The sequence below is a fragment of the Maribacter sp. 6B07 genome (assembly GCF_002700155.1).
Lineage (GTDB): Bacteria > Bacteroidota > Bacteroidia > Flavobacteriales > Flavobacteriaceae > Maribacter > Maribacter dokdonensis.
In genome coordinates this window covers 57,438-84,112 of sequence record NZ_PDUT01000002.1, presented here as the reverse complement: position 1 = coordinate 84,112, position 26,675 = coordinate 57,438, and the positions used below count along the sequence as shown (strand labels likewise).

Here is a 26,675-nt window from a genome sequence, read left to right as displayed (position 1 = left end):
TCATGGTACAAGTTTTAAACGAATACGGCTTTAGTACATGCTAAGCGTATTCACTCATTAAAATAGCATATAAAATGTCTGAAAAACAAAAGAAAGCTACCGCTTACTGGAAAGAAAATGTACGTTATTTATTCATCTTGCTGACCATTTGGTTTGCTGTATCATTTGGAGCTGGCATTTTATTTAAGGAAGCATTGGACACTATTAAGATCGGCGGATTCAAATTAGGCTTCTGGTTTGCGCAACAAGGGTCTATTTACATCTTTGTCATCCTAATTTTTGTTTATGTAAGACTCATGAACAAATTGGATAAAAAATATGGATACAACGATTAATCACACCAACTAAAACTAACAAAATGAGTGTACAGACCTGGACATATATTTTAGTAGGACTCACCTTTGCACTATACATAGGTATAGCTATATGGTCTCGCGCAGGTTCTACAAAAGATTTTTATGTTGCGGGTGGCGGTGTTTCTCCATTAGCCAATGGTATGGCCACCGCAGCAGATTGGATGTCGGCAGCTTCATTTATCTCTATGGCAGGCATCATCTCTTTTGCTGGCTATGATGGTTCTGTATATTTAATGGGATGGACAGGCGGATATGTGCTTTTGGCCCTATTACTTGCTCCCTATCTTAGAAAGTTCGGGAAATTCACCGTTCCGGATTTTATTGGTGACCGCTACTACTCAAAAACGGCTAGAATTGTAGCTGTGATCTGTGCACTGATCGTATCTTTTACTTATGTGGCAGGACAAATGCGCGGTGTAGGTGTAGTATTCTCAAGATTTCTTCAAGTAGATATCAATACGGGGGTGATTATAGGAATGATCATCGTATTATTCTATGCCGTGTTAGGTGGAATGAAAGGCATTACCTATACCCAAGTAGCACAATACTGTGTGCTGATTTTCGCCTTTATGGTTCCTGCAATTTTCATATCCATACAAATGACAGGAAATCCTATACCTCAATTAGGAATGGGCTCCACCTTAAATGATGGGTCTGGAACTTTTTTATTGGATAAACTAGACGGATTATCTACAGAACTAGGTTTCAACGAATATACCGATGGATCTAAATCTGTCACCGATATTTTTGCCATAACCTTGGCTCTCATGGTAGGCACTGCAGGCTTACCTCATGTCATTGTTCGCTTCTTTACGGTGAAAAAAGTAAAAGATGCTCGTAAATCTGCTGGACTCGCCTTATTACTAATCGCTATTTTATACACCACGGCCCCGGCTGTTTCCGTATTTGCAAAAACCAATCTCATCAACACGGTCAGTAATGAAGAATATTCAAACATGCCTGTTTGGTTCAAAAATTGGGAAGAAACCGGACTATTATCTTTTGATGATAAAAATGAAGATGGCAAAATTCAATATGTAGCTGAAAAGTCAAAGAATGAATTGACTATTGACAATGATATTATGGTATTGGCAAACCCCGAAATTGCGGATCTACCGGCTTGGGTAATTGCTTTGGTTGCCGCTGGCGGTCTGGCGGCTGCCCTATCAACGGCAGCAGGGCTATTGCTTGTTATATCTGCCTCGGTATCACATGATTTGGTCAAAAAAGTCTTTAAACCTAACATCTCGGATAAGGCAGAATTATGGGTCGCAAGGGGATCGGCCACCATTGCCGTAATAATTGCAGGGTACTTTGGTATAAATCCGCCAGGTTTTGTAGCTGCAGTTGTCGCCCTGGCATTTGGTCTTGCTGCCGCATCTTTTTTTCCGGCAATCGTACTTGGTATATTTTACAAAAAAATGAACAAAGAAGGCGCCATTGGCGGCATGGTCGTCGGCATCTTACTTATGCTCTTCTATATGACCAAATTTAAATTCGGTTGGTTTGGGGGCGGAACATCAGACGATTGGTGGTTTGGAATTTCACCAGAAGGTTTTGGTAGCATTGCAATGATCGCTAATTTTATAGTAGCCATTATTATACTGCAATTTACTCCTGAACCTCCAGAAGATGTTCAAGAAATTGTAGAAAATATTAGAATACCCAGTGGTGCAGGTGAAGCTACGGGACATTAAACAACATAAATCAATTAGAAACAACAACGACCAAAGGCCTCAACAACCTTTGCATATTAATTAACGCATACCATGAGTAATTACCACATTAAACATCTTGAGGAATACTATCAAGTCTATAGAAAATCGATCAGAAATCCCGAAGCATTTTGGGAAGAGATTGCAGAGGAGCATTTTGTCTGGCGCAAGCGCTGGGACAATGTTTTGAGCTGGGATTTTAAAAAGCCCGAAATAAAATGGTTTGAAGGTGCAAAACTCAACATCACTGAAAATTGTTTAGACAGGCATTTACCCACAAGAGGTGACAAAACCGCCATCATATTTGAACCTAACAATCCTAAAGAAGAAGCTCTTCATATCACCTACAGGCAATTGCACGAGAGAGTTTGCCGCATGGCAAATGTTTTATTGGACCATGGCGTAAAAAAAGGAGATCGTGTCTGTATTTATCTTCCAATGATTCCTGAGCTATCTGTCGCATTATTGGCATGTGCACGTATTGGCGCCATACATTCCGTTGTATTTGCAGGATTTTCTTCAAATGCCCTAGCAACACGGATCAATGATTCTGATTGTAAGGTTGTCATAACTGCGGATGGTTCTTTTCGAGGTAGTAAATCTATCGACCTAAAAGGAATTGTCGACAAAGCATTGGAAGGGTGCCCTGGTGTAGCCAATGTTTTAGTGACCAAACGCACAGGAACCAAAATAGACATGCTAGATGGCAGGGACAAATGGTTACAACCCTTATTGGACGAAGCTTATGCAGATTGTGTTGCAGAAATCATGGATGCCGAAGATCCATTATTTATACTGTACACCTCCGGATCAACCGGTACCCCCAAAGGAATGGTACATACCACTGCAGGTTATATGGTATATACCGCCTATACATTTAAAAACGTATTTCAATATAGAGAAAATGATGTCTACTGGTGTACTGCTGATATAGGTTGGATAACCGGGCACTCGTATATAGTGTACGGTCCACTTGCCAATGGAGCAACCACATTAATGTTTGAGGGAGTTCCTTCCTACCCAGATTACGGACGTTTTTGGGAGGTTGTAGAAAAACATAAAGTTAATCAGTTTTATACCGCGCCAACGGCCATTAGAGCTTTGGCAAAAGAAAATTTAGATTTCGTTGAAAAACATGACTTATCCAGCCTTAAAGTGTTAGGCTCAGTAGGTGAACCCATAAATGAGGAAGCATGGCATTGGTACAACAACAATGTTGGCAAAAAAAACAGCCCTATAGTGGATACTTGGTGGCAAACGGAGACAGGCGGAATAATGATTACACCAATACCTTACGTAACACCAACTACGCCTACATACGCGACTTTACCATTTATTGGCATTCAACCGGCACTAATGGATGAGAATGGTAAAGAAATAAAAGGCAATCAAGTCGATGGTAGGCTGTGCATTAAATTCCCATGGCCGTCTATTGCAAGAACGGTATGGGGCAATCATGACCGGTACAGGGATACCTATTTTTCTGCCTTTGAAAACATGTATTTTACAGGTGATGGTGCGTTGAGAGATGCCGTTGGGTATTACAGAATTACAGGTCGTGTAGATGATGTAATCATTGTCTCTGGTCACAATTTGGGTACCGCTCCTATTGAGGATTCTATTAACGAACATCCTGCTGTTGCGGAATCCGCTATTGTAGGTTTCCCACATGATATAAAAGGAAATGCACTTTATGGCTATGTTATTCTTAAGGAAACTGGTGAAAGTAGAGATCGTGAAAATTTAAGAAAAGAGATCAACCAGCAAATTACAGAACATGTAGGTCCTATTGCCAAATTGGATAAAATTCAATTTGTATCTGGTCTGCCAAAAACTCGAAGTGGTAAAATTATGCGAAGAATATTACGCAAAATCGCCAGCAACGACACTAGTAATTTAGGAGATACCAGTACACTTTTAAACCCAGAAGTTGTTCAAGAAATTATGGACAATGCACTATAGTTTACAATTACAACACATACTTTATTTAAACCAAGTTCGTCAAGCTCATTGAAAAAATGGGTTTGGCGAATTTTATTTGACACGAGAGGTGGTCAAAACAATATCGGCATTTTCCCAACTTTGCTTTCTTAGCAGTTCAACCTCTTTCACCTTATCCTGATTGTTTAAGTTTTCGTAAGCCAGTTTTAAACCGTGTAGCGCCCATCCGTTTTTAGGTAGCCTCAGCAAATCTTCTTTGTACGTACTTACTGCATCATTGTACAACCCAGCTTCTATTTGAATTGCTCCAAGGTGATGTCTTACTGAAAAAAACCAATCTGGCGGTTCATTATAATTTAATCCATCTTCTATTTCAATCGCTTCGCGTAACAATGATATACTTTCAGAATATTTAAATTCCTTTGCCAAAATCTCAGCTTTTAAAACATTTCTGGCAATTTGAACCAATACCGAAACGGTATTAATATCCCAAATGGTTATTTCTTTTAAACTTTCATCTTTCGCAAAAGTTTCCAAAGAGTATAATTCTTTTTTTGCTTTTTCCATTTCACCTAAACTTAAAAAAGCCATACCACGTGCATAATTAAGAATTGCGGCAGGGTATTTTAAAGAAGGTACCTCATTCTCCAATTCCAATATTTCTTCCCATTTACCAAACTTTACACTAATATAAAACGGTATCGTGTAAAAATGTTGCAGTGTTCCCCAGCCCGGCTCTTTCATTAAGGTAGTACTTGAATGTTTTGCTACATTGTACGAAGCATTTAACGCCAAACTACTATTTCCTTCCAACGCAGCGGTAGCAGCCAAAAAATGATAGTTATGGGGAAAATAGGCTATTGGGTATGCACCTTGGGCATTGCAAGCAGCCACATAATTGCTATCTACTACCACAGCCCGCAAATTTGCCAAAGTACCTTTATGATAATCACCCGTTCTTATATAAACATGAGAAGGCATGTGAATAAGGTGTCCAGCGCCAGGCACCAGACCTTCGTCAAAAATTTTGGCACTTTCCAAAGCTCCATCTGGGTGCAAGGATGCTTCAAGCATATGAATTTTAAAATGATGGGCACCCAGATGTTTTGGATCTATTTCCAAAGCTTTATTTACAACTTGAACAATTTCATTTGTTCTTTCTCTTGGATTTCCATATTCATCCCACAAATCAAAAGGAAACATATCCATGATAGATTCGGCATATAAGGCAGCTACATCTGCATCATATGAATACTTATTATAAACTTCCCGTAACGCATTTGAATATTCTAGATCAAGTTCACTTCTATCCTCGACCGGGAATTGAACATATCTTTTGGATAAGGCATTAATTAAATCCTTTTCTTTTTGAGATGCATTCTTACTCGCTAATTCTTTTGCCTTTTGAACAGCATCATACGCTCTTTGGTAATTATCCGGCTCCATGCCCGCATTATAATTTGGACCCAAAACATAGGCAAAACCCCAGTATGCCATTGCGCAATCAGGATCCAATTTAGTTGCATAATAAAAAGACCTTGCCGCTTCTGCATGGTTGAATCCATAAGCCAATACCATGCCCTGATTAATATATTTTTGAGCCAGCCTATCATTAGTAGTTACGGGAAACTCCATTACATCCAAACCATCGATCAATGGAGCTATATTATCAGATTGATACCACGATAAATCTGTTGTAATAGGCGCACAAGCTATAAAAGGTCTGTTTGAAATATCGTGCGTATTTCCCCTATTCTTACATGCTACAAAAACAAGCCATAGTATTAGCACATAGAGAAAAGGATTTTTCATAGCTGTAAACATTATTATTTATTATAACATAACATTCACAATATAAATTCACAGTTCTGAAAATCAACCAATTAACGTACGAATAGCCTTAAAAAGCGTATAGATAACAAAAACTCTAAAAATTTAAAACCTTAAGCAACAATTAGACGCTTTTACAAAGATTACTTAGAGAAGGCATGATTATTCGCGAACAAGGGCCTGGTTTTAAAAGACATAAACAACACTACCGAAATTAAGCCGCATACCCCTAAACCAGCAAACAGTGCCCAAACAGAATCCTCAATAAAACTTCCCACAAATATAGAAATAGGAATGGACAGAATTGTAGAAATGAATCCTGTTATGGCAGCACCTATTCCTGCAATGTGCCCAATTGGCTCCATAGCAATAGATCGCATATTACCCCAGATAAAACCTAAACATAAAAATTGTAACGAAAGAAATATCAATAGTATCGTTATACTCGGGTTTTGAGAATTCAAGAACAGTAAACTGTAAGACAAAGCAATTACCGTAAAGGCAACCAGTGCGGCAAAAGAGAGATTACGCATCCCAAAACGCAATACCAATGTACCGTTCATTAATGTTGAAAAACCAACGGACAATGCCAAACCTGCAAATACATATGGAAATGTATCTGTTAAACCATAAAGTTCTTCAAACACGTGTTGCGCAGAGCTTAAGTACACTAAGAAGGATCCTGTGATCAAACCCGAAATCATGGTACACGAAACAGTTTCTTTATATTTAAAAATCTCTTTGGTACCTCTAACAAAAACATGAAAAGAAAATGGCACTTTATGTTGGGGTTTCAACGTTTCTTCCTGTCTTTTATAAAACCAGATACCTACAACAAGAGCAAAAAACAATTGCATATAAAAAATTCCTTCCCATCCAGTATACTCCATTACCCCTTTACCTATAGCCGGAGCAACTACGGGTACCAAAATAAAAAATGCCGTAACAAATGACATAATTTTTGCCATGTAATCTCCTCTATAAGTATCACGAATTATGGATATACTGATTGTTCTTGGAGCAGATAACCCAATACCTTGCAAAATACGCCCCAGCAACATAATTTCAAGATTTGGAGCCAACAAGCAAATAACACTAGCAATAAGAAACACCGTAAAACCTAAATAAACAATGGGCTTTCTACCTAAACTATCTGAAAGTGGTCCGAAAAAAAGTTGACCTACCCCCAATCCCAAAAATATCATGGTTACCAATAGTTGATTCCGGGTTGGATCTAAACTATTGATAGCTATACCTATGTCTGCCATAGCCGGTAAAATGGCATCAATTGTTAAGGCAACAATTGACATTAAAGAAGCCATTAAGGCTACAAATTCAAAATTTGGCTTTACTTGTTCATTCTGCATTGTGCAAAAATACGGCTTAACCATGCAAGCAATGTTAATTAAAAGTTGATTTTTAAGTTTAGGTAATTTTGAAATTCAAATATGTACTTTTGCATTAAATTTCAATGTATGCTCGTTATAGGTATTGCTGGTGGAACCGGTTGTGGAAAAACCACGGTAGTAAATCAAATCATCAATGAATTGCCCAATGAAGAAGTTGGTGTAATCTCACAAGATTCTTATTACAACGATCTGTCTCATTTATCATTAGAAGATAGACGAAAGACCAATTTTGACCACCCAAGCTCCATTGACTTTGCCCTATTGGAACAACACCTAATCGCCTTAAAGAACGGAGAATCAATAGAGCAACCGGTCTACTCTTTTCTTGAATGTAACAGAACCGCAAAAACTGTACTTACCCACCCTACAAAAGTTATCATAGTAGAGGGTATCTTAATCATGACCAATTCTGCTATTCGTAAAATGTTCGATATCAAAATATTTGTTCATGCAGATACAGATGAACGATTAATTAGAAGACTAAAACGAGATGTAAACGAACGTGGTTGGAATTTAGATGAAACCCTTGAAAAATATCAATCGGTCATTAAGCCAATGCACGAACAATTTATTGAGCCTACCAAAGAATACGCTGATATTATTATACCTAATAATAAATACAATACAGTAGCCGTTGAAATTGTAAAGAGTATCATCAACGAAAAAATAATGCAGTCATAATGGCATTCAAAGATTTAAAACAAAAAAAATGGTTTAAAATCATGACCAACATGTATGTGTTGGTCTTGACCGTTTTTGTTGTTTGGATGCTTTTTTTTGACACCAATTCATTGTTAATACACCTAGAGTTAAGAAAAGAAATTAAGAAGCTTGAGAAAACACAAGAATTCTTAAAAGAAGAAATTGCCAAGGATAAAAAGATTATAGAAAAATTATCTGACGAAGATGAGTTGGAACGATTTGCCAGAGAAGAGTATTATCTTAAGAAAAAGAACGAAGAAATTTATCTTATTGAATATGAGGATAGTCTAAAACTTAAGGATAAAAAATAATTTTCATATCATTTTAATAAGTTTTTCACTTTCTAAATACTTTATGTTACACCAAGTCTTAACCTTTTCAAAACTAAAAGTTTAACGCATTATTAATGAAAAGTGAGTGCTTATTCACTTAGTGTTAACAAAAAGCTTTCATTAGCCTCATAAATAATTGTATTTTTACCACCTAACTTACTTTGAACATGGGCAAGATTATTGCTATAGCCAATCAAAAAGGAGGTGTAGGCAAAACTACTACCTCAGTAAATTTAGCTGCCTCGCTAGGTGTATTGGAAAAAAAGGTATTATTGATAGACGCTGACCCCCAGGCGAACGCTACTTCTGGGCTTGGTATAGATGTCGATGGGGTTGAATTGGGTTCTTACCAACTTTTGGAACACACCAAAAGTGCTCGTGAGACGATCATACCGACCACATCACCCAATGTAGACCTTATTCCGGCACATATTGACCTTGTTGCCATTGAAATTGAACTGGTAGATAAGGATGAGCGCGAATACATGATGAAAAAGGCCATTACGGACCTTAAGAACGATTATGATTATATTTTAATTGATTGTGCTCCTTCTTTAGGATTGTTGACCTTAAATGCATTGACTGCTGCAGATTCAGTTATAATACCTATACAGTGCGAATACTTTGCACTTGAAGGTTTAGGCAAATTGCTGAATACAATTAAGAGCGTACAAAAACTACATAATTCTGAATTGGACATTGAAGGTATGCTGTTGACGATGTACGACTCAAGGTTGCGATTATCTAACCAAGTGGTAGATGAAGTAAGAAAGCATTTTGGAGATATGGTATTTGACACCGTAATTCAACGAAATGTTAGGTTAAGTGAAGCTCCTAGTTATGGTGAAAGTATTATCAAATACGATGCTGCCAGTAAAGGGGCAACAAATTATTTGAACATGGCTAATGAAATAGTCAAAAAAAATAAGCAGACGGTTTAAGTATGGCAAAAGCGACTAAAAAACAAGCTTTAGGTAGAGGACTTTCGGCTCTTTTAAAAGATCCGGAGAATGACATAAACACAGCATCTGACAAAAATGCAGATAAAGTTGTTGGAAATATAATTGAATTGGATTTAGACCATATAGAGGTAAATCCGTTTCAACCACGTTCAAATTTCAATGACGAACACATAAAGGAACTTGCTACTTCTATAAGAGAATTGGGGGTTATACAACCAATTACCGTTAGAAAACTAGGTTTTAATGAATTTCAGCTAGTATCAGGTGAAAGAAGGTTTCGTGCTTCTAAACTATTAGGTTTAGAAACTATACCTGCGTACATACGTATTGCCAATGACCAAGAGTCTTTGGAAATGGCTTTGGTTGAGAATATACAAAGGCAAGACTTAGACCCTATAGAAATAGCACTTTCATACCAGCGTTTAATAGATGAAATAAATCTTACACAAGAAAAGTTGAGCGAACGTGTTGGTAAAAAAAGATCTACTATTGCCAATTATTTACGCCTTTTAAAGCTAGACCCTATTATTCAAACAGGTATGCGCGATGGTTTTCTAAGTATGGGGCATGGTAGGGCTTTGGTCAATATTGAGAAAAAAGAAGATCAAATTTCAATTTACGAGAAAATTATATTTGACAACCTTTCTGTTAGAGATACCGAAAGCGCCGTAAAAGCATATCATTCTAAGGCAGAAGCCCCTACAGAGGTCAAAAAGCAGGCGAAGAACGACCCAGCTGTATTTGTTAGAAAAGGGATAAAAGAATTAACGGATGCCTTATCTGTAAAGGTAGATATTAAATCTACCGATAATGCCAAAGGAAAAATAACCATACCATTTAAGTCTCAAGAGGAATTTGACCGTATCAAAAAATTGATAACAGGTGCGTAACTATCTTTTATTATTTAGTACACTTTTGCTATTTATTAATTTCACCTTTTCACAAGAGGAGCAAGATTCTATACCTAAAACTGAAATAGATAGCGTACAGGCAGACCTTGCCAAAAAAGGGATAGTCATTAAAGATTCTGTTGCCTTGAAAAAGGTAGAAAGAGAATTTAAACCATTAGCCCCTAGTAAAGCTGCATTTTACTCTGCCGTACTACCCGGTATGGGACAAATCTATAACAAGAGATACTGGAAAGTTCCAATTGTTTGGGGAGCCATTGGCGGCAGTATATACGCTTATACATGGAATAACAATCAGTACAAAAGTTTTAGAACTGCCTTTAAAAGAAGGCAGGCCGGGTTTACAGATGATGAATATTATGATATCAATGGAGATAACCCAGAAGGTGCAGACCCAGATTTGGACTTAGATGACCTTGAATACCAACAAGAACGTTTTCAAAATGACCGCGACCTTTGGTTGGTTGCAGCTATAGGGTTATACGCCCTAAATATTGTAGATGCTAATGTTGACGCACATTTAAAACAGTTTAATATTGACGATGACCTCAGTATAGACTTTGAGCCTTACTTAGATTTTAATCAAGTAACCAATAGTCCAAATTACGGCATGGCATTAATTATAAAATTTTAAGAATGAAAATTGCACTTTTCGGATACGGAAAAATGGGTCAGATGATAGAGCAAATTGCCTTGAATCGTGGTCATGAAATAGTAGCCAAAATTGATGAAAATACAGAAAACATTGACTTTAGCGTAATGGATGTTGCCATTGATTTTAGTATGCCTAGCGCTGCTTTCAATAACATCACTACTTGTATCAATAACAATGTACCGGTCATATCCGGAACAACGGGTTGGTTAAATCATTATGAAGATGCCGTTAGTTTGTGTAAGGATAAAAAAGGAGCGTTTATATATGCTTCTAATTTTAGCTTGGGTGTAAACATATTTTTTGAGCTGAATAATTATTTGGCTAAAATGATGCAGAATATACCAGAATATAAGGCTGAATTGGAGGAAATTCACCACACGCAAAAATTAGATGCACCCAGTGGCACAGCTATAACTTTGGCTGAAGGGGTTATTGCAAACTCCAATTATAAAGAATGGAAACTAGATAGTGCGTCTGCCGAATCATTGAAAATTACATCAAAAAGAATTGGCAAGGTTCCAGGAACACATACCGTTTCCTATGATAGTGTTGTTGATAGCATTCAGATAAAACATACCGCGCATAACAGAGAAGGTTTTGCTTTGGGTGCGGTAACCGCAGCAGAATGGATTATTGGAAAAACAGGTGTATTCTCAATGAGAGATGTGTTAAACCTTGGTTAAAAACGTAACAAAAATAAATCTTTAAGACTCATGGATTATTGATATCTAGCGCATGTTATCATAATTCAAACTATTTCAATAAAAAACAAAGAAGATGAACGGCACTCAATGGATTATATTTATTCTCATTGTACAAGTTATCCATTTTTTAGGAACTTGGAAATTATACGTTAAAGCCGGTAGAAAAGCTTGGGAAGCTGCAATACCTGTCTATAACGCCATTGTCTTAATGCAAATCATCAACAGACCAAAATGGTGGGTGATCTTGTTGTTCATACCAATTATAAATCTTTTAATGTTTCCTGTTATATGGGTAGAAACCATTAGAAGTTTTGGCAGAAATAGCAAGCTAGAAACATGGATAGTGGTTCTAACGCTAGGTTTTTATATTTACTATGTAAATTATGCCTTAGAAGTAACTTATATAGAAGACAGATCTTTACAACCTAAAACGGCTGCCGGAGAGTGGGTAAGTTCCATTTTATTCGCTGTTGTCGCGGCCACCTTGGTACACACCTATTTTATACAACCTTACGTAATACCTACAGGTTCATTAGAACGCACGCTTAGGGTGGGTGATTTTCTATTTGTTAGCAAGTTTCATTACGGAGCAAGAACACCAATGACGACGGTTGCTGCGCCAATGGTTCACGACACACTTCCTGTTTTAGGTGTGCCATCTTACTTAAAAAAGCCACAACTCCCTTATTTTAGACTACCAGGATTTACCAAAGTAGAAAGAAATGACATTGTAGTTTTTAGTTGGCCTGCCGATACAGTTAGGGTTTTCTTCAAAAAGGAAAAAGGTGTAGACAAACCTATTGACAAAAAATCCAACTACGTAAAACGCTGTGTGGGTATTCCAGGGGACTCATTAGAAGTCCGTAATGGTTACGTCTTTATAAACGGCAAGCAATTAGAACTACCTAAAAGTGCTAAACCTCAATTTGACTACACTATTTACAGCTCAAAAGGGGTTTCATCAAGAGCTTTGGACAACTTAGGCATTACGGATTTTACACGAAAATACCTATCAAACCCCTTAAACCAAGAACAAGTTAACGGAATTAGAAACTACATTATTGGGTTTAACCAAAGTGAAAACGGACAAATTGAATTATTTACCAAATCAAAAGGTATTCCAGCCAACCTAATTTCCAAATACAGGTTATCGTTAAAAGAAATTACCGATCGTGAGCGTACGGTTCCGCTAACCACTGAAATGGTCAATTCACTAAGAAAAGATTCCAACATAGATTCTGTTGTACAACAAGTAACAGAAAAAGGTAGACGAGGGATCAATTTATTTCCTCAAAGTCCTGACTATCCTTGGAACTATAGTCAATTAGGTCCTATTTACATTCCTCAGAAAGGTGCTACTGTAGCTTTAAATTTAAAAGTTCTTCCATTATATAAGAAGATAATCGAAGAATATGAGAACAATGAAATTTCTATATCCGGAAATCAAATTAGCATCAATGGACAACCTGCGACCAGCTATACATTTCAACAAGATTATTTTTGGATGATGGGGGACAACAGAGATCATTCTGAAGACAGTAGAGCTTGGGGCTATGTGCCTGAAAATCATATTGTGGGCACCCCTATCTTTATTTGGATGAGTTTTGACAACTTTACCGAAGGCATTTCCAATTGGAGACCTAGATGGGATCGTATTTTTACCACAGTAAATGGCGACGGAGAACCACAATCTTATTTTAAGTATTTCTTGATACTATTAGTTGCCTATCTAGTTGGAAATTGGTTCTGGAAACGTAATAAGAGCACTAAATAAGGCAGATGAAAGTAATTCATCCTTCATACTTTCCAAATATACTAACGTTTAGCTATGTTCTGCATGAACCTACATGTTGGGAAGTACATGATAATTATCAAAAGCAGACATTTAGAAATAGAACCTACATTTCAAATGATCGCGGCAAGCATATTTTAAGCATACCGATTATTCATGTTGGTAAAGAACAAGGCAGGCAGAAGTATAAAGATGTTTTAATAGACAATTCCTATCCATGGCAAAGGCAACATTGGCGCACCCTGCAAACTGCTTACAGAACATCTCCGTTTTTTGAATTTTACGAAGACGAGATTAAACCATTATATGACCAACCATATGATAAGTTGTTAGATTACAATTTAAAAACAATAGAAACAATATTCGAGTGTTTACAAATGGAAATGCCCAAAGAATCTACAAAAGAATTTGAAGTTTCCCTAAGTGAACATGAAGATTTTAGATTTTTGATCAATACCAAATTAAAACACAACCTTACTATAGAACCTTACACTCAGGTTTTTGGGGATCGTCATGGTTTCATACCTAATTTAAGCATTTTAGACCTGCTTTTCAACATGGGACCAAATTCCATTGAATATCTTCGAAAAGATTTTATCTATAAAGATAATGCTTAGGTTTATAGCACATTATGGCATTCATTTTCTAGTACCGATTGTCATTGCCATCTACTTTTACCGTGAAAACAAATTTTGGTCTGCAGTAATTCTTTTATCGGGTATTATTATAGATGTGGACCACCTGTTGGCTACACCAATGTTTGATTCTAACCGCTGCAGTATTGATTTTCACCCATTACATACCTATTGGGCGATAGCCATTTACATTTTATTACTTACTTTTAAGAAAACGAGAATCATTGGTGCGGCACTGCTCATACATATATTAGCAGATGTAATTGATTGCCTTTTTATTACTAAGGGATTTTAATAGTAGCCATAATTGGCTCATGATCAGATATATTGATCTTGTAATTTTTATGTGACACAACTTTGAATGAAGGGTCTGTTAGAATCATATCTATCCTAAAAGGAAACTTCCAAAACTTGATGGTTTCCCCGTAACCATGACCCGCTTCCAAAAAGGAATCTTTTAAATTTCCTTTGATATTAAAATACACTTTTGAGAATTGCGTATTGTTGAAATCTCCGCCAACAATAACCGGATATGGACTGCTTTCTATATGCTCCTTTACCAAATTAGATTGTCTTTCTTGCTTATCAAAAGAATCTCTTAAACGTACAAATAGCTTATCTGATCTTTCTTTTTTAATGTAGTTAGGTCTAATGCTCAACGATTCTAAATGTAGGTTATAAAAACGAATCGTATCTCCTTTAAATAGGATATCAGCATACACTCCACCATTGAAGGTATTGGGAAAATCCAACTCTCCATTTCCAATGATTTTATATTTAGAAAAAATAGCTAAATTTTTACTGGACACTCCTTCTTTATCTTTGAATTTATTAGCCTTATAAGGGTAATCCTTTAACATATCATCCTTAATAAAAATTGGTTGAAATTCCTGAAAAAAGATTATATCAGGATTTTCTCCTTCTACAAATTCTATCACTTCCGGAGTAGTTAATGTTTCCCATTCATTATGATATTTACTTCGAAAACCCAATGAATTATAACTAAGTAGAGAAATGGTATCTTCTTCAATCTTCTCATTACTTCTACCATTAAAAGCGATAAAGGAACCCAAGGTGATATATCCATAAATCAATACGGACAGCGACAATAACATATTGATTTTTCTTCCAATTAGCCAATACAAAAAAAACAACATATTGAACAACACCAAAACCGGCACCGCCAAACTAATAAAGGCTAAACTAGCAATTGAGGTATAAGGTACTATACACGCTAAAAACAAAGTAAGAGTTGCAATCACGTTTAAAAACCACATGATTTTATTGAAAAAAGATAATTTCTTCATTTTAATTTTCTTTTCCCGCTTTAAACAAGAAATCTTTTTCAGCCTTAGATAAGCTTTCATAGCCAGATTTACTTATTTTATCTAGAATTGCATCTATTTTCTTTTGATGAGATTTCTTATCATAATCACTGACCGTGGATTTAGATTTTGATGTATTCTCTTTCTTATATACGGTCTTCATGTTGGACTTCTTTCCTGTCCCTTTGAACATGTTTGCTATACTATCCATAAACCTAGAAAAACCAGAACCAATATCATTTCCTTTTGCCAATTGACTCGCATACAAATACCCTAAAAACGCACCACCTAAATGCGCTAAATGTCCTCCTGAGTTACTTATAGGCAACTGTATTAAATCACTAAGCACAACGACTGCGCCCACAATCCACAACTTCACATTAAAGAATATAACCCTAACCTCTTGATTGGGTAGATAGGTACATATAAAAATCAATACGGCACTAGCCCCTGCAGAAGCACCAATTAGATAGGCATTTGTATTAAAAAATGCCGGAAAAATATTGTAACCCAAAACAAAAAACAATCCCCCAAGAATAACTCCTAATACATAGACATTAAGAAATCGTTTTGCATCAAAGAGATTTAAGAAAATGCGTCCAACAAAATAAATTAAAAGCATATTCCAAAATAAATGACCAAAACCACCATGAAAAAAAGAATAGGTAATTATAGACCATGGCTGAAAAGCAATATCTACAATATCATTTGGCAGTTCAAACCACTTAACAATACTATTGCCGGATAAGCCTAAGAGAAACGGTACCAACGCATTTATTAGAAATACAATGACATTAATAACAATTAATTTTTCGGCAATGTTTAGCCTACTATATTGATATTTTAAATCTGGTTGAGCCATACTTTAGTTCCACCTATTATTATTAAACTGATTTTTCTTCCAATACCACATCATCAAAAATCCAAAGAGTGCCCCACCAACATGTGCAAAGTGGGCAATTCCTTGACCAAACAAACTATACCCGGTAACGCCAGAAAACAAATCTAATGCTATTAAAACGGGAATAAAAAACTTAGCCTTAATAGGTACCGGTAAGAAAATTAAAAACAATTCACTATTTGGAAAAGACATACCAAAAGCTACCAAAATACCATAAATAGCCCCAGAAGCACCCACTACAGGTGTATTGAACGCCCCTAAGAAATTATCTATGGTTGAACGATCCGCTATATTGTACCATTCTGTACTATACTGACCGCTATTAATGATTTCAAGAATACTACTTTCAGCTAAGCCTGCCTCCATTAAAGCACTCATACCCGCATTATAATAATAGTAGTTCACCCCTATATGTATTAAAGCAGCACCTAAACCAGCTGATATATAAAAGAACAGGAATTTATTTCTGCCCCACATTTGCTCCAAAGGCGAACCAAAAGCCCATAGCGCATACATATTGAAAAGAATATGCATAAAACCCCCATGCATAAACATATGGGTAATTAATTGCCATAGTTGAAAATGCTCGTTCTTAGGAAAATAAAGAGAAAACAACTCATACATTTGTTCCCCATACAACTGTGTGGCAATGAAGAATAGCACGTTAATAATCAGTAAATGTTTTATAGTTTCTGTTATTCTTCCCATCTATATAAATTTTCGTTCAATATCATTCTCGGTAATGGTCACGTATACTTTTTTGTTAAAAGGGCTTAATGTAGTCTCTTTACAAGCAAATAAATCGTTGACCAACTTTACTTGAGAAAACTCGTCTAAGGATTCCCCTGTTTTTACAGACAGGGTTTTTGCCAATGTTTTTGCCAACATATCACTTTGGGAAAAACTATCTCCAGGCACCTCTTGTTGAAAATCTGACATCAACTGCTCCATGATCATTTGTACTTCGCTCTCAGCGACCAAAACAGGAACTCCTTTTATCTCAACACCCTCATCGTCCAAATCACCAAATACAAAACCAACAGTGCAAAGGTTCTCTTTAATTTCCTTTAAAATGTTCATTTCACCTGGTGAAAATGACAAAGTCAACGGAAAAAGTAATTGCTGACTTACGGCTTCTTTAATAGTTATGTTCTTTAAAAAGTTTTCATAAAGCACCCGTTGATGTGCCCTACTCTGATTTATAACTACCATTCCAGATTTTATAGTTGTAATTATAAATTTTTTACGCAATTGAAACGTAGTAGTAGTCGGCTCAACAGATTCTTTTTCATCATCAAAGATAGTGCTATTCACTACCTCAGATTCAAATTCCAAATGACTAACATTACTTTCTACCTTGGTTTCTAGTCCCGCATATAAATTTTCCCAACCTTCAACTTTTGGTTTTTTATAATTACCTGTACTGTTATTTCCTTTTGATGTTTTAACAGTTGTTTCAAACGGATTAAATGAAGCATCTACAACTACCTGCGGAATACCAATCTGCTTATTTTTATAAGAGTACGGAATATCTAAGTTTTGGTCTTGTTCAAAATCAAGCGCTGGCACAACGTTAAATTGCCCCAAACTATGCTTAACGGTAGATTTCAACATAGCGTACAATGTATGCTCATCATCAAATTTAACTTCTGTTTTTGTAGGGTGTATATTAATATCGATTGTACCTGGATCCACCTCTAAATTCAAAAAATAACCAGGATGCGTTCCTGGTCTTATCACTCCTTCAAAAGCACCTAAAATTGCATGATGTAAATACGGACTTTTTATAAATCTGTTGTTAGCAAAGAAAAACTGCTCTCCTCTACTCTTTTTAGCAAATTCTGGTTTTAGAATATATCCTGATATTTTTACTACCTGAGTTTCCTCTTCGACCGGAACCAGTTTCTCGTCGGTCTTTCTTCCAAAAATATGAACTATACGCTTTCTGAATTCATTGGCCGGCAATTGAAAAACATCACTCCCGTTATTATAAAAACTAAATGCTACCTGAGGGTGTGCCAATGAAATTCTATGAAATTCATCGGTAATATGTCTATACTCGACTTGGTCAGATTTTAAAAAATTTCTTCTAGCCGGAATATTGAAAAATAAATTCTTTACCAACATAGAAGTCCCTTTTGGAGCAACTACTACTTCTTGTGAAACAATTTTACTGCCTTCAATCTTAATTTTTGTACCAATATCATCATCTTCGGTTTTGGTCAACATCTCTACATGGGCAATAGCAGCAATAGATGCAAGTGCCTCTCCCCTAAAGCCTTTGGTATGCAAATTAAATAAATCTTCAGCTTTTTGAATTTTTGACGTTGCATGGCGTTCAAAACTCAAACGGGCATCTGTACCACTCATACCCTTACCATTATCAACTACTTGAATAAGTGTTTTGCCACCATCTTTTATAATTAGTTGAATATCGGTTGCACCGGCATCGATGGCATTTTCCATCAGCTCCTTAACTACTGATGATGGGCGTTGTACCACTTCACCAGCAGCAATTTGGTTTGCTACATGGTCTGGTAAAAGTCTAATAATATCGGCCATTATGAAGAAAAGAAAATTGAGAGGTCAAAATCAATTATATAAAGAAAAATCAAAACCAAAACAGCTATAATGATGACCATTCTCATCTTAAGGTTGCGATCACCTTTTCTTTTAGCGTCTTCTATGGCACTGTTGATTTTTCTTTTTAAACCTCGAGATGTATTCAGTGTACTGCGAAATTGGTCAAATTTAGGCTCAATTTTGTAAGGATTCCCTTTTCCTTTATCATCATAAAATCTGGGGTTATACTCAAACCGCCTATTCTTTCGCAACTTTGTTATTTTACTCAACATCCCCATAACCTCAAAGTTACTTAAAATAGAAAAACAGGGCATAATAGGAATGCCAAAATTTGTTAACAGTTGAAGCTGTCAACCGTTACCTCTAAAATAGTTAGAAACAGATTAAAAATAAAAGACCGGAAACCTTAGTTGCCAAGAACAGCCATTTTAATTGCGGCAATAGCTGCCTCCGTGCCCTTATTACCATGTTTACCTCCACTACGATCAATAGCTTGTTGCATGTTATTATCGGTCAACACACAAAAAATAACAGGCACATCCGTAATCACGTTCAGGTCTTTAATGCCTTGCGCAGTGGCATCGCAAACAAAATCAAAATGCTTGGTCTCACCTTGTATTACACTACCAATGGCAATCACAGCATCTACCTTATGGGATTGTATCATTTTTTTTGAACCAAAAGTAAGTTCAAAACTTCCGGGAACATCCCATCGAATAACATCAGAACGTTGGGCACCACAATCTAACAATGCATCAACAGCACCATTATACAGACCTTCGGTAATCTCTGAATTCCATTCTGAAACAACAATCCCAAACCGAAGTCCGTTCGCGTTTGGGATTGTTGCCTTATCGTAAGCCGATAAATTTTTATTTTCTGTTGCCATTATTCAGCACTTTTAGCCATACCAATAAACGCATCTATTGAACTAGCATTTTCTGATTTTGGAAAATCGTTCTTTATTCTTTCAAAAAACTCCAAAGCCTTATCCTTCTCCCCCATTTCCAATGCAGTAACACCTGCTTTATAAAGAAATTTAGGGGCTGTATATTCATTACCGCTATGTTTTACAGCAGCTTCATAATACCCTAAAGCATCGGAAGGTTGGTCTAATTGCATAAAAGCATCACCTAGACCACCTTTGGCCAACGAACCTAAAATAGCATCGTCAGAACTAAAATCCTCTAAATAAGTGATAGCCTCTTGATATTTGTTCATATTCAAGTAAGACATACCTGCACCGTAATTTGCCAAGTTTGCAGCTTTAGTACCACTATACTCCTCAATGATATCCAAGAAACCGTATTTACCTTCAGCTCCTTCTAAAGCCAAAGTAAACAATGAATCTTTTTGACTGGTCGCTACTAAAGCTTGATCAAAATATTGCTGCGGGTAATACATTTCATTTGCCGCATTTGATTCCTTTGGTTTTTCAACAAACTGATTGTACGCCAAATATGCCAAAACACTAATAGCTATTACCCCAATGGCACCTAAAATATAGTTCTGATTCTTAGAAACCCACTCTTCTGACCTTGAAGCTCCTTCATCTAAAGAACTAAAAACCTCAGCTGTTGTGCTTTCCTGTTCATCAAATTCTTGCTGTTCAGCCTTTGTTTCAGGTTTATATCCTCTTTTCTTATATGTTGCCATCTGTAAATTTATTGATCGCGCAAAAATAATGGTTTTATTGAAATCGCAAAGTGTATTTATTCGTTATTTTTGGATATTTTAAGCTAGTTTTCATCCTACCAAATCTAAAATCGGAAATTTTTAATGCTGCTGAGACAATTATCACTGATCAATTATAAAAATTTTGAATCTAAAGAACTTGCTTTTGATGCAAAAATAAATTGTTTTGTAGGCGCTAATGGTATAGGTAAAACAAACATCTTAGATGCTATTTATCATTTGTCTTTTGGAAAAAGTTATTTCAACCCAGTCTCTTCTCAAAACATTAGACATGGATCAGATTTTTTTGTGATCGACGGTACGTTTGAAAAAGAAGGTAGAGAAGAGAAAATTGTTTGCAGCCTTAAAAAAAACAACAAGAAAATAATTAAACGTAACGGTAAGGCTTATGAACGTTTTGCAGACCATATAGGACTGTTGCCGCTAGTTATCATATCTCCTGCAGACAGGGATTTGATCATTGAAGGAAGCGAAACACGAAGAAAATTCATTGACGGAGTCATTTCTCAATCAGATAAATCGTATTTACAAAACCTCATTAAGTATAATAAGGTTGTTTCTCAAAGAAATGCACTTTTAAAATATTTTGCTGCCAATAGAACTTTCAATAACGATACGCTGGCAGTTTATAATGAGCAAATGCATACTTATGGTTCTGAAATCTATAAAAAAAGAACTTCTTTCCTAGAAGCGTTTATTCCTATTTTTCAAGAACAATACAAAGCTATTACCGGCAATTCTGAAGATGTTTCCCTCTCTTATGAAAGTAAATTAAAAGATTATGATTTGCTTACGCTATTAAACAAAAATCTAGACAAAGACCGCGCCTTACAATATACAAGTGTTGGCATCCACAAAGACGACCTCAGCTTTGAGATCAGCCAATACCCAATCAAAAAATTCGGAAGTCAAGGCCAACAAAAATCATATTTGATTGCCCTTAAGTTTGCTCAATTTCATTTTATGAAATCTCAAAGTGGCACAACACCTATTTTAATTCTTGATGATATTTTTGACAAGCTAGATGAACATAGGGTCTCCCATATCATTACATTGGTAAACAATGAGAATTTTGGGCAAATATTCATTAGTGACACCCACGCCGACCGTACCGAGAGCATTGTTAAAAAAACTCATCAATCCTATAAAATATTTAAATTGTAATGATAAAAAAGCTTACTCTTATTCTCTCTCTATTTCTAATTTCTTGCGGTGCTAAAGTTGACAAAGACAAATTACACTTGCTAAATGGGTATTGGGAAATAAAAGAAGTTACCTTCGTAGATGGAGCAAAAAAAGAATACTCAATTAATAGTACAGTCGACTATATAAAGTTAGATTCATTATCAGGATTTAGGAAAAAAGTAGATCCAAAATTTAATGGCACCTTTGAAACATCAAACGACGCCGAAGCTTTTTTTATTAGAATTTCTAATGACTCTATTTTTATGAAATACACTAACGATTCCAACATATGGGAAGAAGTGTTGACCTCATTAGATGAGAAAAGTTTTTCGGTAAAAAATAGCGAAGGTGTCACCTATAGATATAATAGATTTGAACCTATAAACATAACCCCATAATGGCAAGCAGAGGAAACGAAAATACTTCAATGAAAGAGGCACTTTCTGCATTTATTCAAAAGAATAAATTAGAAAAAGGAATAGACAAAGTCGATGCAAGAGCTGCATGGGCTAAATTAATGGGTAACGGTGTAGACAACTATACTACAGAGATTGAGCTGAAATTTGGCACCTTGTATGTTTCTTTAAGTTCTTCCGTATTGCGCGAAGAGCTAAGCCTAGGCAAATCTAAAATAGTACGAATGATCAATGAAGAAATTGGAAAAGAAGTAGTGAAGAAATTGATACTTAGATAAACATCTATAATTGAATAAGACAAAAAAAGCCAGTTCTAAAGAACTGGCTTTTTAATTCATAAAAATATTGTCTTAGAAAATTTCTCTTCCTGCAAAGTGAAAAGCACCTTCAATAGCCGCGTTTTCGTCGCTATCAGAACCATGTACGGCATTTTCACCAATACTGGTAGCAAACATTTTACGTATAGTACCTTCTGCAGCATCAGCAGGGTTTGTAGCACCGATCAAAGCTCTAAAGTCTTCAACTGCATTTTCTTTTTCTAAAATTGCAGCTACAATTGGGCCTCTGGTCATAAACTCTACCAATTCACCAAAGAAAGGGCGCTCTCTATGCACACCATAAAATTCTTGTGCATCCCTTAAACTTAACTGTGTATATTTCATCGCTACGATTTTAAAACCAGCAGCAGTAATTTTTTCTAAAATAGCCCCAATATGTCCGTTTTCAACGGCATCTGGTTTAATCATTGTAAACGTTCTATTCGTACTCATATCTTAATTTTTGCGCAAAAATACGTTTTTCCACATATCTCACAACTATTCATAGACTTGTTCTAATTGCCCTAACACATTTCCGTTATCACCAACTATTTTAAAATCAACCGTTTTAGCCTTAAAATCAAATTCCAATATTCCGAAACTTTCGGTATAAACTACCTCTCCAACTCTGTATTTATTAGGTTCACCAGAAAATTCCCTATACGCATGTGTGAGTCCACTACTGGTAAAATCAATTAAAGGATAATCTATACCCTCTAGATTGATTTTTGAAAATTCAGAAATATGGCGGTCTCCAGATAACACAACAACACCTTTAGGCTTAGTATCCTCTATTAATTTTGCCAGCCTATCCACTTCATGCGGAAAATTCCCCCAAGCCTCAAAACCATGTTCCTGAGATAGATATTGAATACTACTTACAATAATGTTGAAGTCTGCAGTAGAGTTTTGCAACTCCTTTTCTAGCCAGTTCCATTGTGTATCACCTAAAATAGTACCTACACCATACTCATTTGGTTTAATTCTCTTGTCCGTTTCGGTATCTGGTGTAAGTGGTGTTCTAAAATATCTTGTATCTAAAAGTATAATACGGACCTCATGACCATCAATTACATAATTTTTGGAATTATATACCCCTTTTCGCTTTCGCAACTCACTACTCTCAGGTACGTTCATAAAATTCAAAAACTCGTGCTGGCTGGCATCTTTAGCCTTAAACTCAACACCTCCGTCATTCAACCCATAATCATGATCGTCCCATGTGCCTAAAACATCTGTTGTCTGAGCCAGTTTTTTATAACCAGGTTCATTCTTTTGTTGATCATACATTGCCCTCAAAGCTTTCATATCATCTGTATCTGCATAGATGTTATCCCCGCCCCAGATCCATACATCTGGTTCTGTATTAAGAATATCATCCCACAAAAGGTTAGGCAAATCAACCCTATTGCAAGATCCAAATGCAATCACAAAGTCTTTTTTTTCAGTTAAACTCTTTTTAGACGAACAAGAAACGAGCAGAATACCCCAAATTAAAAAAGCAATTTTTTTCATGTAAAATAGTTAAGTCTGGGTAAAATTAAGGTATTCCGTTTAAAGCCTATATTATTAAATTGTATCTTTGCCGCCATGAATTTAGAGCACTTGAACGCCCTTAAAAAGCTACTTTCATCACCAAAGAAAATAGCTATTATACCACATAAAAATCCTGATGGTGATGCCATTGGATCTACATTGGCACTTTGGCACTATTTATCCAACAATGGTCATTCAGCAACTATTGTAGCGCCCAACGACTTTCCAAAATTTTTAAAATGGATGCCCGGGGCACAACAGATATTAAATTTTGACCGAGAAAATTCTCAGTCCAAGACAGTAATCAACGAAGCGGATATAGTTTTCACGCTAGACTTTAACCACTTAGGTCGCGTTGGTCAAATGAGCGAAATTTTAGAGTCGGCGCAGGCTACTTTTGTGATGGTAGACCACCACCAAGAACCTTCTGACTATGCCAGTATCATGTATTCCGATGTAAGCATGAGCTCTACTTGTGAAATGGTATATGTACTCATTAATCAACTAGGTGATGAAAATAGCATTACCCCAGATATGGCAAACTGTATCTATACGGGAATTATGACAGATACCGGTTCGTTTAAATTTGCAGCAACCACAAGTAATACACATAGAGTTGTAGCAGACCTTATGGACAAGGGTGCTGAAGGCACAGAAATTCATCATCGAATTTATGACACCAACTCCCCAAGCCGACTACATTTATTAGGTTGTGCGTTAAAGAATATGGTCATTTTAAACGAATATGCTACGGCATATATAACTTTGAGCCAAGAAGAACTGGACAAATACAATTACCAAAAAGGAGATACAGAAGGTTTTGTAAACTACGGTTTAACCTTAGACGGTATTAAATTTGCCGTAATTTTTATTGAGAATAAAGAAGAAGGAATTTTTAAAATTTCTTTTAGGTCCGTTGGCGATTTTTCTGTCAACGACTTTGCAAGAAAACATTTTAATGGTGGCGGGCACACAAACGCCGCAGGAGGCAGAAGTGAAGACAATATAGCAGATACCATTGCCAAATTTACCGCGTTATTACCATTGTATAAGAATCAATTACAATCATGAGAATATTATCTATTCTATTTTTAGCCGTACTATTTAGCTGTTGTGATGGTCCTGAACCAAGAAAACCGGTACAGACCAAAAGCGGAAGCTTCTTTAAGGCATCTATAGAAAGAAGCCGAAAGTTGCTAGAAGCCGAAGAAAAGAAAATTCAGGCGATTATCGAGTTGGATTCATTAAAACATTATGATCATAGCAAATCTGGCTCGTGGTATCATTATTTAACAGTAAATGAAACAAGTGACTACACACCTAAAACGGACGATTTGGTTGTATTTACTTATGATATATTAACATTGGACAATGACACCATATACTCTAAGGAAGATATTGGTGTTGTTAATTACAAGGTAGATAAACAAGAATTATTCCTTGGCTTACGTGATGCCGTTAAAATGCTAAAAGAAAAGGAGCGCGCCACGTTTTTGTTTCCTTCCTCCATAGCCTTTGGTTATCATGGCGATGAAAATAAAATTGGCAGTAACGTTCCCCTTAAGTCTACCATAACAATTTTACAAATAGAAAAACAACAAGAAAATACAGTAAATTAAAATGACCATTATGATTAAAAAAATGTATTTGCTTGCAGTTATCGGTTTAATTATGACCAGCTGTAAGACTAGCAAAAGAGCAGACTTAGGTGACGGTTTATTCGCCGATATCAAAACCTCTAAGGGCGATATCATTGTTCGCCTAGAGCAAGAAAAAACACCCGTTACCGTCGCAAACTTTGTTTCTTTGGCAGAGGGTACAAATACTTTTGTGAGCGAAGAGTACAAAGACAAAAAGTATTATGACGGTTTAACCTTCCATAGGGTCATGAAAGACTTTATGATTCAAGGTGGCGACCCATTAGGTCAAGGTACCGGAAACCCTGGGTATAAATTCATGGACGAGTTCAATGATTCTTTGGTACATGACAGAAAAGGTATTTTGTCCATGGCAAATTCAGGACCCGCAACAAATGGTAGTCAATTCTTCATTACACATAAAGAAACACCTTGGTTAAACAACAAGCATTCTGTTTTTGGTGAGGTCGTGGAAGGTATGGACGTCGTGGATTCAATTGCCAATGTACCTGTAGGAGCAGGCAACAAACCGGTAGAACCGGTTATTATGAACACTATAGAAATAATTCGCAATGGTAAAGAAGCTCGTAAGTTCGATGCTGTACAGATTATGACCGATTATTTTGATGGTGAAGAAGATAGACTGGCCGCCATAGAAAAGGAAAAAGCTGAGAAATTAGCTGCAGTGCAAAAAATAAAAGATGAGTTTGCAGCATCAATAGATGCTCAAAAAGCAAAAGCTAAAACGTTGCCATCCGGACTTAAGGTATTGACTTTAGAAAACGGTACCGGAGAAAAGCCAGCAATTGGTAATAAAGTCAATGTTATGTATGCCGGGTATTTAATGGATGGTACCTTATTTGACAGTAACTATCAAGAAATAGCAGAAAAATATGGTGCTTTCGATGAAAGAAGATTGCAAGGTGGTGGCTACATGCCGGTACCAATGGACTATTCTCCTGAATCTCGTTTAATTGCGGGCTTTAGAGAAGGTCTTTTAACCATGAAGGTTGGTGATAAAGTACGTTTATTTATTCCGTCTCATTTAGGCTACGGTGAACAAGGTGGCGGACCAATACCGCCAAATGCAGATTTGATCTTTGATCTTGAAATAACAGGTTTAACGGAGTAATAACTCC

The 26,675-nt window shown here is 36.2% G+C and carries 29 protein-coding genes; 18 read left to right on the top strand and 11 right to left on the bottom strand.

What is annotated here, in order from left to right; genetic code table 11:
* Positions 1 to 74: 74 nt before the first annotated feature.
* From CSC80_RS10210 to acs, 3 genes are all read left to right on the top strand, one after another.
* Positions 75 to 335, top strand: coding sequence for a DUF4212 domain-containing protein (locus CSC80_RS10210; protein ID WP_099191582.1), 261 nt, complete (start codon positions 75 to 77; stop codon positions 333 to 335).
* Between the two features lie 23 nt (positions 336 to 358).
* Positions 359 to 2,053 carry a sodium:solute symporter family protein gene (locus CSC80_RS10205; RefSeq protein ID WP_099191580.1) on the top strand — a complete coding sequence of 565 codons (1,695 nt, stop codon included), beginning with the start codon at positions 359 to 361 and terminating at the stop codon, positions 2,051 to 2,053.
* 72 nt (positions 2,054 to 2,125) lie between these two features.
* Positions 2,126 to 4,033: an acetate--CoA ligase gene (gene acs / locus CSC80_RS10200; protein ID WP_099191578.1), complete on the top strand. Its 1,908-nt coding sequence runs from the start codon at positions 2,126 to 2,128 to the stop codon at positions 4,031 to 4,033.
* 72 nt (positions 4,034 to 4,105) lie between these two features.
* Here the strand turns inward: acs and CSC80_RS10195 are convergent, their stop codons facing one another.
* Positions 4,106 to 5,824: a hypothetical protein gene (locus CSC80_RS10195; RefSeq protein WP_099192296.1), complete on the bottom strand. Its 1,719-nt coding sequence runs from the start codon at positions 5,822 to 5,824 to the stop codon at positions 4,106 to 4,108.
* A gap of 161 nt (positions 5,825 to 5,985) precedes the next feature.
* Positions 5,986 to 7,209 carry a multidrug effflux MFS transporter gene (locus CSC80_RS10190; RefSeq protein WP_099191576.1) on the bottom strand — a complete coding sequence of 408 codons (1,224 nt, stop codon included), beginning with the start codon at positions 7,207 to 7,209 and terminating at the stop codon, positions 5,986 to 5,988.
* A gap of 108 nt (positions 7,210 to 7,317) precedes the next feature.
* Between CSC80_RS10190 and udk the strand changes: the two genes are divergently transcribed.
* The 9 genes from udk to CSC80_RS10145 all read left to right on the top strand — a co-directional run bounded on the left by udk (position 7,318) and on the right by CSC80_RS10145 (position 14,236).
* Positions 7,318 to 7,932, top strand: a complete 615-nt coding sequence (udk, locus tag CSC80_RS10185) for a uridine kinase (RefSeq protein WP_058103316.1) — start codon at positions 7,318 to 7,320, stop codon at positions 7,930 to 7,932.
* Complete coding sequence (locus tag CSC80_RS10180) at positions 7,932 to 8,264, top strand: septum formation initiator family protein (protein WP_058103317.1); 333 nt, start codon at positions 7,932 to 7,934, stop codon at positions 8,262 to 8,264. Before udk ends, CSC80_RS10180 begins: the two co-directional genes overlap by 1 nt.
* Positions 8,265 to 8,452: 188 nt before the next feature.
* Entirely contained in the window at positions 8,453 to 9,226 is a 774-nt protein-coding gene (locus CSC80_RS10175) for an AAA family ATPase (RefSeq protein WP_058103318.1), read from the top strand.
* Between the two features lie 2 nt (positions 9,227 to 9,228).
* Positions 9,229 to 10,137, top strand: coding sequence for a ParB/RepB/Spo0J family partition protein (locus CSC80_RS10170; protein ID WP_058103319.1), 909 nt, complete (start codon positions 9,229 to 9,231; stop codon positions 10,135 to 10,137).
* Positions 10,130 to 10,789 (top strand): DUF5683 domain-containing protein, encoded by a 660-nt coding sequence (locus CSC80_RS10165; RefSeq protein ID WP_236973370.1) that lies wholly within the window; start codon positions 10,130 to 10,132, stop codon positions 10,787 to 10,789. The genes CSC80_RS10170 and CSC80_RS10165 overlap by 8 nt, the downstream gene beginning before the upstream one ends.
* Positions 10,790 to 10,791: 2 nt before the next feature.
* Entirely contained in the window at positions 10,792 to 11,493 is a 702-nt protein-coding gene (gene dapB, locus CSC80_RS10160) for a 4-hydroxy-tetrahydrodipicolinate reductase (protein ID WP_099191574.1), read from the top strand.
* Positions 11,494 to 11,587: 94 nt separating this feature from the next.
* The gene (lepB, locus tag CSC80_RS10155; RefSeq protein WP_099191572.1) at positions 11,588 to 13,288 is read left to right on the top strand and encodes a signal peptidase I; all 1,701 of its coding nucleotides are present in this window, start codon (positions 11,588 to 11,590) and stop codon (positions 13,286 to 13,288) included.
* A gap of 5 nt (positions 13,289 to 13,293) precedes the next feature.
* Positions 13,294 to 13,923: a WbqC family protein gene (locus CSC80_RS10150; RefSeq protein WP_099191570.1), complete on the top strand. Its 630-nt coding sequence runs from the start codon at positions 13,294 to 13,296 to the stop codon at positions 13,921 to 13,923.
* Positions 13,916 to 14,236 (top strand): DUF6122 family protein, encoded by a 321-nt coding sequence (locus CSC80_RS10145; RefSeq protein WP_099191568.1) that lies wholly within the window; start codon positions 13,916 to 13,918, stop codon positions 14,234 to 14,236. The genes CSC80_RS10150 and CSC80_RS10145 overlap by 8 nt, the downstream gene beginning before the upstream one ends.
* Here CSC80_RS10145 and CSC80_RS10140 read toward each other — a convergent pair.
* The 7 genes from CSC80_RS10140 to CSC80_RS10110 all read right to left on the bottom strand — a co-directional run bounded on the left by CSC80_RS10140 (position 14,223) and on the right by CSC80_RS10110 (position 20,406).
* A complete protein-coding gene (locus CSC80_RS10140; protein WP_180268600.1) occupies positions 14,223 to 15,248 on the bottom strand; it encodes an endonuclease/exonuclease/phosphatase family protein in 1,026 nt (341 codons plus the stop codon). The two genes, CSC80_RS10145 and CSC80_RS10140, sit on opposite strands and share 14 nt — an antisense overlap.
* A gap of 1 nt (position 15,249) precedes the next feature.
* Positions 15,250 to 16,128 carry a rhomboid family intramembrane serine protease gene (locus tag CSC80_RS10135; RefSeq protein WP_058103326.1) on the bottom strand — a complete coding sequence of 293 codons (879 nt, stop codon included), beginning with the start codon at positions 16,126 to 16,128 and terminating at the stop codon, positions 15,250 to 15,252.
* A 3-nt stretch (positions 16,129 to 16,131) separates the two neighbouring features.
* Positions 16,132 to 16,875, bottom strand: coding sequence for a rhomboid family intramembrane serine protease (locus tag CSC80_RS10130; protein WP_099191564.1), 744 nt, complete (start codon positions 16,873 to 16,875; stop codon positions 16,132 to 16,134).
* Complete coding sequence (mutL, locus tag CSC80_RS10125) at positions 16,876 to 18,729, bottom strand: DNA mismatch repair endonuclease MutL (protein ID WP_099191562.1); 1,854 nt, start codon at positions 18,727 to 18,729, stop codon at positions 16,876 to 16,878.
* Positions 18,729 to 19,001, bottom strand: coding sequence for a riboflavin synthase subunit beta (locus CSC80_RS10120; RefSeq protein ID WP_317038720.1), 273 nt, complete (start codon positions 18,999 to 19,001; stop codon positions 18,729 to 18,731). Before CSC80_RS10120 ends, mutL begins: the two co-directional genes overlap by 1 nt.
* A gap of 155 nt (positions 19,002 to 19,156) precedes the next feature.
* The gene (ribH, locus tag CSC80_RS10115; RefSeq protein ID WP_058103330.1) at positions 19,157 to 19,639 is read right to left on the bottom strand and encodes a 6,7-dimethyl-8-ribityllumazine synthase; all 483 of its coding nucleotides are present in this window, start codon (positions 19,637 to 19,639) and stop codon (positions 19,157 to 19,159) included.
* Positions 19,639 to 20,406, bottom strand: coding sequence for a tetratricopeptide repeat protein (locus CSC80_RS10110; RefSeq protein WP_099191560.1), 768 nt, complete (start codon positions 20,404 to 20,406; stop codon positions 19,639 to 19,641). The genes ribH and CSC80_RS10110 overlap by 1 nt, the downstream gene beginning before the upstream one ends.
* Before the next feature lie 123 nt (positions 20,407 to 20,529).
* On the opposite strand from CSC80_RS10110, the gene CSC80_RS10105 reads away from it, so the two are divergent.
* From CSC80_RS10105 to CSC80_RS10095, 3 genes are read left to right on the top strand one after another with little or no spacing between them, the layout of a single operon-like run.
* Entirely contained in the window at positions 20,530 to 21,609 is a 1,080-nt protein-coding gene (locus CSC80_RS10105) for a DNA replication/repair protein RecF (RefSeq protein ID WP_099191558.1), read from the top strand.
* Positions 21,609 to 22,028 (top strand): lipocalin family protein, encoded by a 420-nt coding sequence (locus CSC80_RS10100; protein ID WP_099191555.1) that lies wholly within the window; start codon positions 21,609 to 21,611, stop codon positions 22,026 to 22,028. The genes CSC80_RS10105 and CSC80_RS10100 overlap by 1 nt, the downstream gene beginning before the upstream one ends.
* A complete protein-coding gene (locus CSC80_RS10095; RefSeq protein WP_058103334.1) occupies positions 22,028 to 22,324 on the top strand; it encodes a DUF721 domain-containing protein in 297 nt (98 codons plus the stop codon). The genes CSC80_RS10100 and CSC80_RS10095 overlap by 1 nt, the downstream gene beginning before the upstream one ends.
* 72 nt (positions 22,325 to 22,396) lie before the next feature.
* Here the strand turns inward: CSC80_RS10095 and CSC80_RS10090 are convergent, their stop codons facing one another.
* Both CSC80_RS10090 and CSC80_RS10085 read right to left on the bottom strand, forming a co-directional pair.
* Positions 22,397 to 22,816, bottom strand: coding sequence for a nucleoside-diphosphate kinase (locus CSC80_RS10090; protein ID WP_071341764.1), 420 nt, complete (start codon positions 22,814 to 22,816; stop codon positions 22,397 to 22,399).
* A 45-nt stretch (positions 22,817 to 22,861) separates the two neighbouring features.
* Positions 22,862 to 23,878, bottom strand: coding sequence for an alkaline phosphatase D family protein (locus CSC80_RS10085; protein WP_099191553.1), 1,017 nt, complete (start codon positions 23,876 to 23,878; stop codon positions 22,862 to 22,864).
* A gap of 75 nt (positions 23,879 to 23,953) precedes the next feature.
* Between CSC80_RS10085 and CSC80_RS10080 the strand changes: the two genes are divergently transcribed.
* The 3 genes from CSC80_RS10080 to CSC80_RS10070 are packed head-to-tail and all read left to right on the top strand — an operon-like array spanning position 23,954 to position 26,668.
* Positions 23,954 to 24,970: a bifunctional oligoribonuclease/PAP phosphatase NrnA gene (locus tag CSC80_RS10080; protein ID WP_099191551.1), complete on the top strand. Its 1,017-nt coding sequence runs from the start codon at positions 23,954 to 23,956 to the stop codon at positions 24,968 to 24,970.
* On the top strand, positions 24,967 to 25,518 hold the full coding sequence (gene gldI / locus CSC80_RS10075; RefSeq protein WP_071341761.1) for a gliding motility-associated peptidyl-prolyl isomerase GldI: 552 nt from the start codon (positions 24,967 to 24,969) through the stop codon (positions 25,516 to 25,518). Before CSC80_RS10080 ends, gldI begins: the two co-directional genes overlap by 4 nt.
* A gap of 10 nt (positions 25,519 to 25,528) precedes the next feature.
* Entirely contained in the window at positions 25,529 to 26,668 is a 1,140-nt protein-coding gene (locus CSC80_RS10070; protein ID WP_074674755.1) for a peptidylprolyl isomerase, read from the top strand.
* Positions 26,669 to 26,675 lie beyond the last annotated feature (7 nt).

Bases quoted from the DNA above. Each gene is read 5' to 3' on its own strand.
- CSC80_RS10085 (WP_099191553.1), bottom strand. From the start codon at position 23,878: ATGAAAAAAATTGCTTTTTTAATTTGGGGTATTCTGCTCGTTTCTTGT.
- CSC80_RS10190 (WP_099191576.1), bottom strand. From the start codon at position 7,209: ATGCAGAATGAACAAGTAAAGCCAAATTTTGAATTTGTAGCCTTAATG.
- CSC80_RS10145 (WP_099191568.1), top strand. From the start codon at position 13,916: ATGCTTAGGTTTATAGCACATTATGGCATTCATTTTCTAGTACCGATT.
- CSC80_RS10210 (WP_099191582.1), top strand. From the start codon at position 75: ATGTCTGAAAAACAAAAGAAAGCTACCGCTTACTGGAAAGAAAATGTA.
- CSC80_RS10100 (WP_099191555.1), top strand. From the start codon at position 21,609: ATGATAAAAAAGCTTACTCTTATTCTCTCTCTATTTCTAATTTCTTGC.
- CSC80_RS10140 (WP_180268600.1), bottom strand. From the start codon at position 15,248: ATGAAGAAATTATCTTTTTTCAATAAAATCATGTGGTTTTTAAACGTG.
- lepB (WP_099191572.1), top strand. From the start codon at position 11,588: ATGAACGGCACTCAATGGATTATATTTATTCTCATTGTACAAGTTATC.
- CSC80_RS10175 (WP_058103318.1), top strand. From the start codon at position 8,453: ATGGGCAAGATTATTGCTATAGCCAATCAAAAAGGAGGTGTAGGCAAA.
- CSC80_RS10150 (WP_099191570.1), top strand. From the start codon at position 13,294: ATGAAAGTAATTCATCCTTCATACTTTCCAAATATACTAACGTTTAGC.
- ribH (WP_058103330.1), bottom strand. From the start codon at position 19,639: ATGGCAACAGAAAATAAAAATTTATCGGCTTACGATAAGGCAACAATC.
- CSC80_RS10135 (WP_058103326.1), bottom strand. From the start codon at position 16,128: ATGGCTCAACCAGATTTAAAATATCAATATAGTAGGCTAAACATTGCC.
- gldI (WP_071341761.1), top strand. From the start codon at position 24,967: ATGAGAATATTATCTATTCTATTTTTAGCCGTACTATTTAGCTGTTGT.
- CSC80_RS10095 (WP_058103334.1), top strand. From the start codon at position 22,028: ATGGCAAGCAGAGGAAACGAAAATACTTCAATGAAAGAGGCACTTTCT.
- CSC80_RS10180 (WP_058103317.1), top strand. From the start codon at position 7,932: ATGGCATTCAAAGATTTAAAACAAAAAAAATGGTTTAAAATCATGACC.
- mutL (WP_099191562.1), bottom strand. From the start codon at position 18,729: ATGGCCGATATTATTAGACTTTTACCAGACCATGTAGCAAACCAAATT.
- acs (WP_099191578.1), top strand. From the start codon at position 2,126: ATGAGTAATTACCACATTAAACATCTTGAGGAATACTATCAAGTCTAT.
- CSC80_RS10195 (WP_099192296.1), bottom strand. From the start codon at position 5,824: ATGAAAAATCCTTTTCTCTATGTGCTAATACTATGGCTTGTTTTTGTA.
- CSC80_RS10205 (WP_099191580.1), top strand. From the start codon at position 359: ATGAGTGTACAGACCTGGACATATATTTTAGTAGGACTCACCTTTGCA.
- dapB (WP_099191574.1), top strand. From the start codon at position 10,792: ATGAAAATTGCACTTTTCGGATACGGAAAAATGGGTCAGATGATAGAG.
- CSC80_RS10170 (WP_058103319.1), top strand. From the start codon at position 9,229: ATGGCAAAAGCGACTAAAAAACAAGCTTTAGGTAGAGGACTTTCGGCT.
- CSC80_RS10080 (WP_099191551.1), top strand. From the start codon at position 23,954: ATGAATTTAGAGCACTTGAACGCCCTTAAAAAGCTACTTTCATCACCA.
- udk (WP_058103316.1), top strand. From the start codon at position 7,318: ATGCTCGTTATAGGTATTGCTGGTGGAACCGGTTGTGGAAAAACCACG.
- CSC80_RS10105 (WP_099191558.1), top strand. From the start codon at position 20,530: ATGCTGCTGAGACAATTATCACTGATCAATTATAAAAATTTTGAATCT.
- CSC80_RS10090 (WP_071341764.1), bottom strand. From the start codon at position 22,816: ATGAGTACGAATAGAACGTTTACAATGATTAAACCAGATGCCGTTGAA.
- CSC80_RS10070 (WP_074674755.1), top strand. From the start codon at position 25,529: ATGATTAAAAAAATGTATTTGCTTGCAGTTATCGGTTTAATTATGACC.
- CSC80_RS10110 (WP_099191560.1), bottom strand. From the start codon at position 20,406: ATGGCAACATATAAGAAAAGAGGATATAAACCTGAAACAAAGGCTGAA.
- CSC80_RS10130 (WP_099191564.1), bottom strand. From the start codon at position 16,875: ATGGGAAGAATAACAGAAACTATAAAACATTTACTGATTATTAACGTG.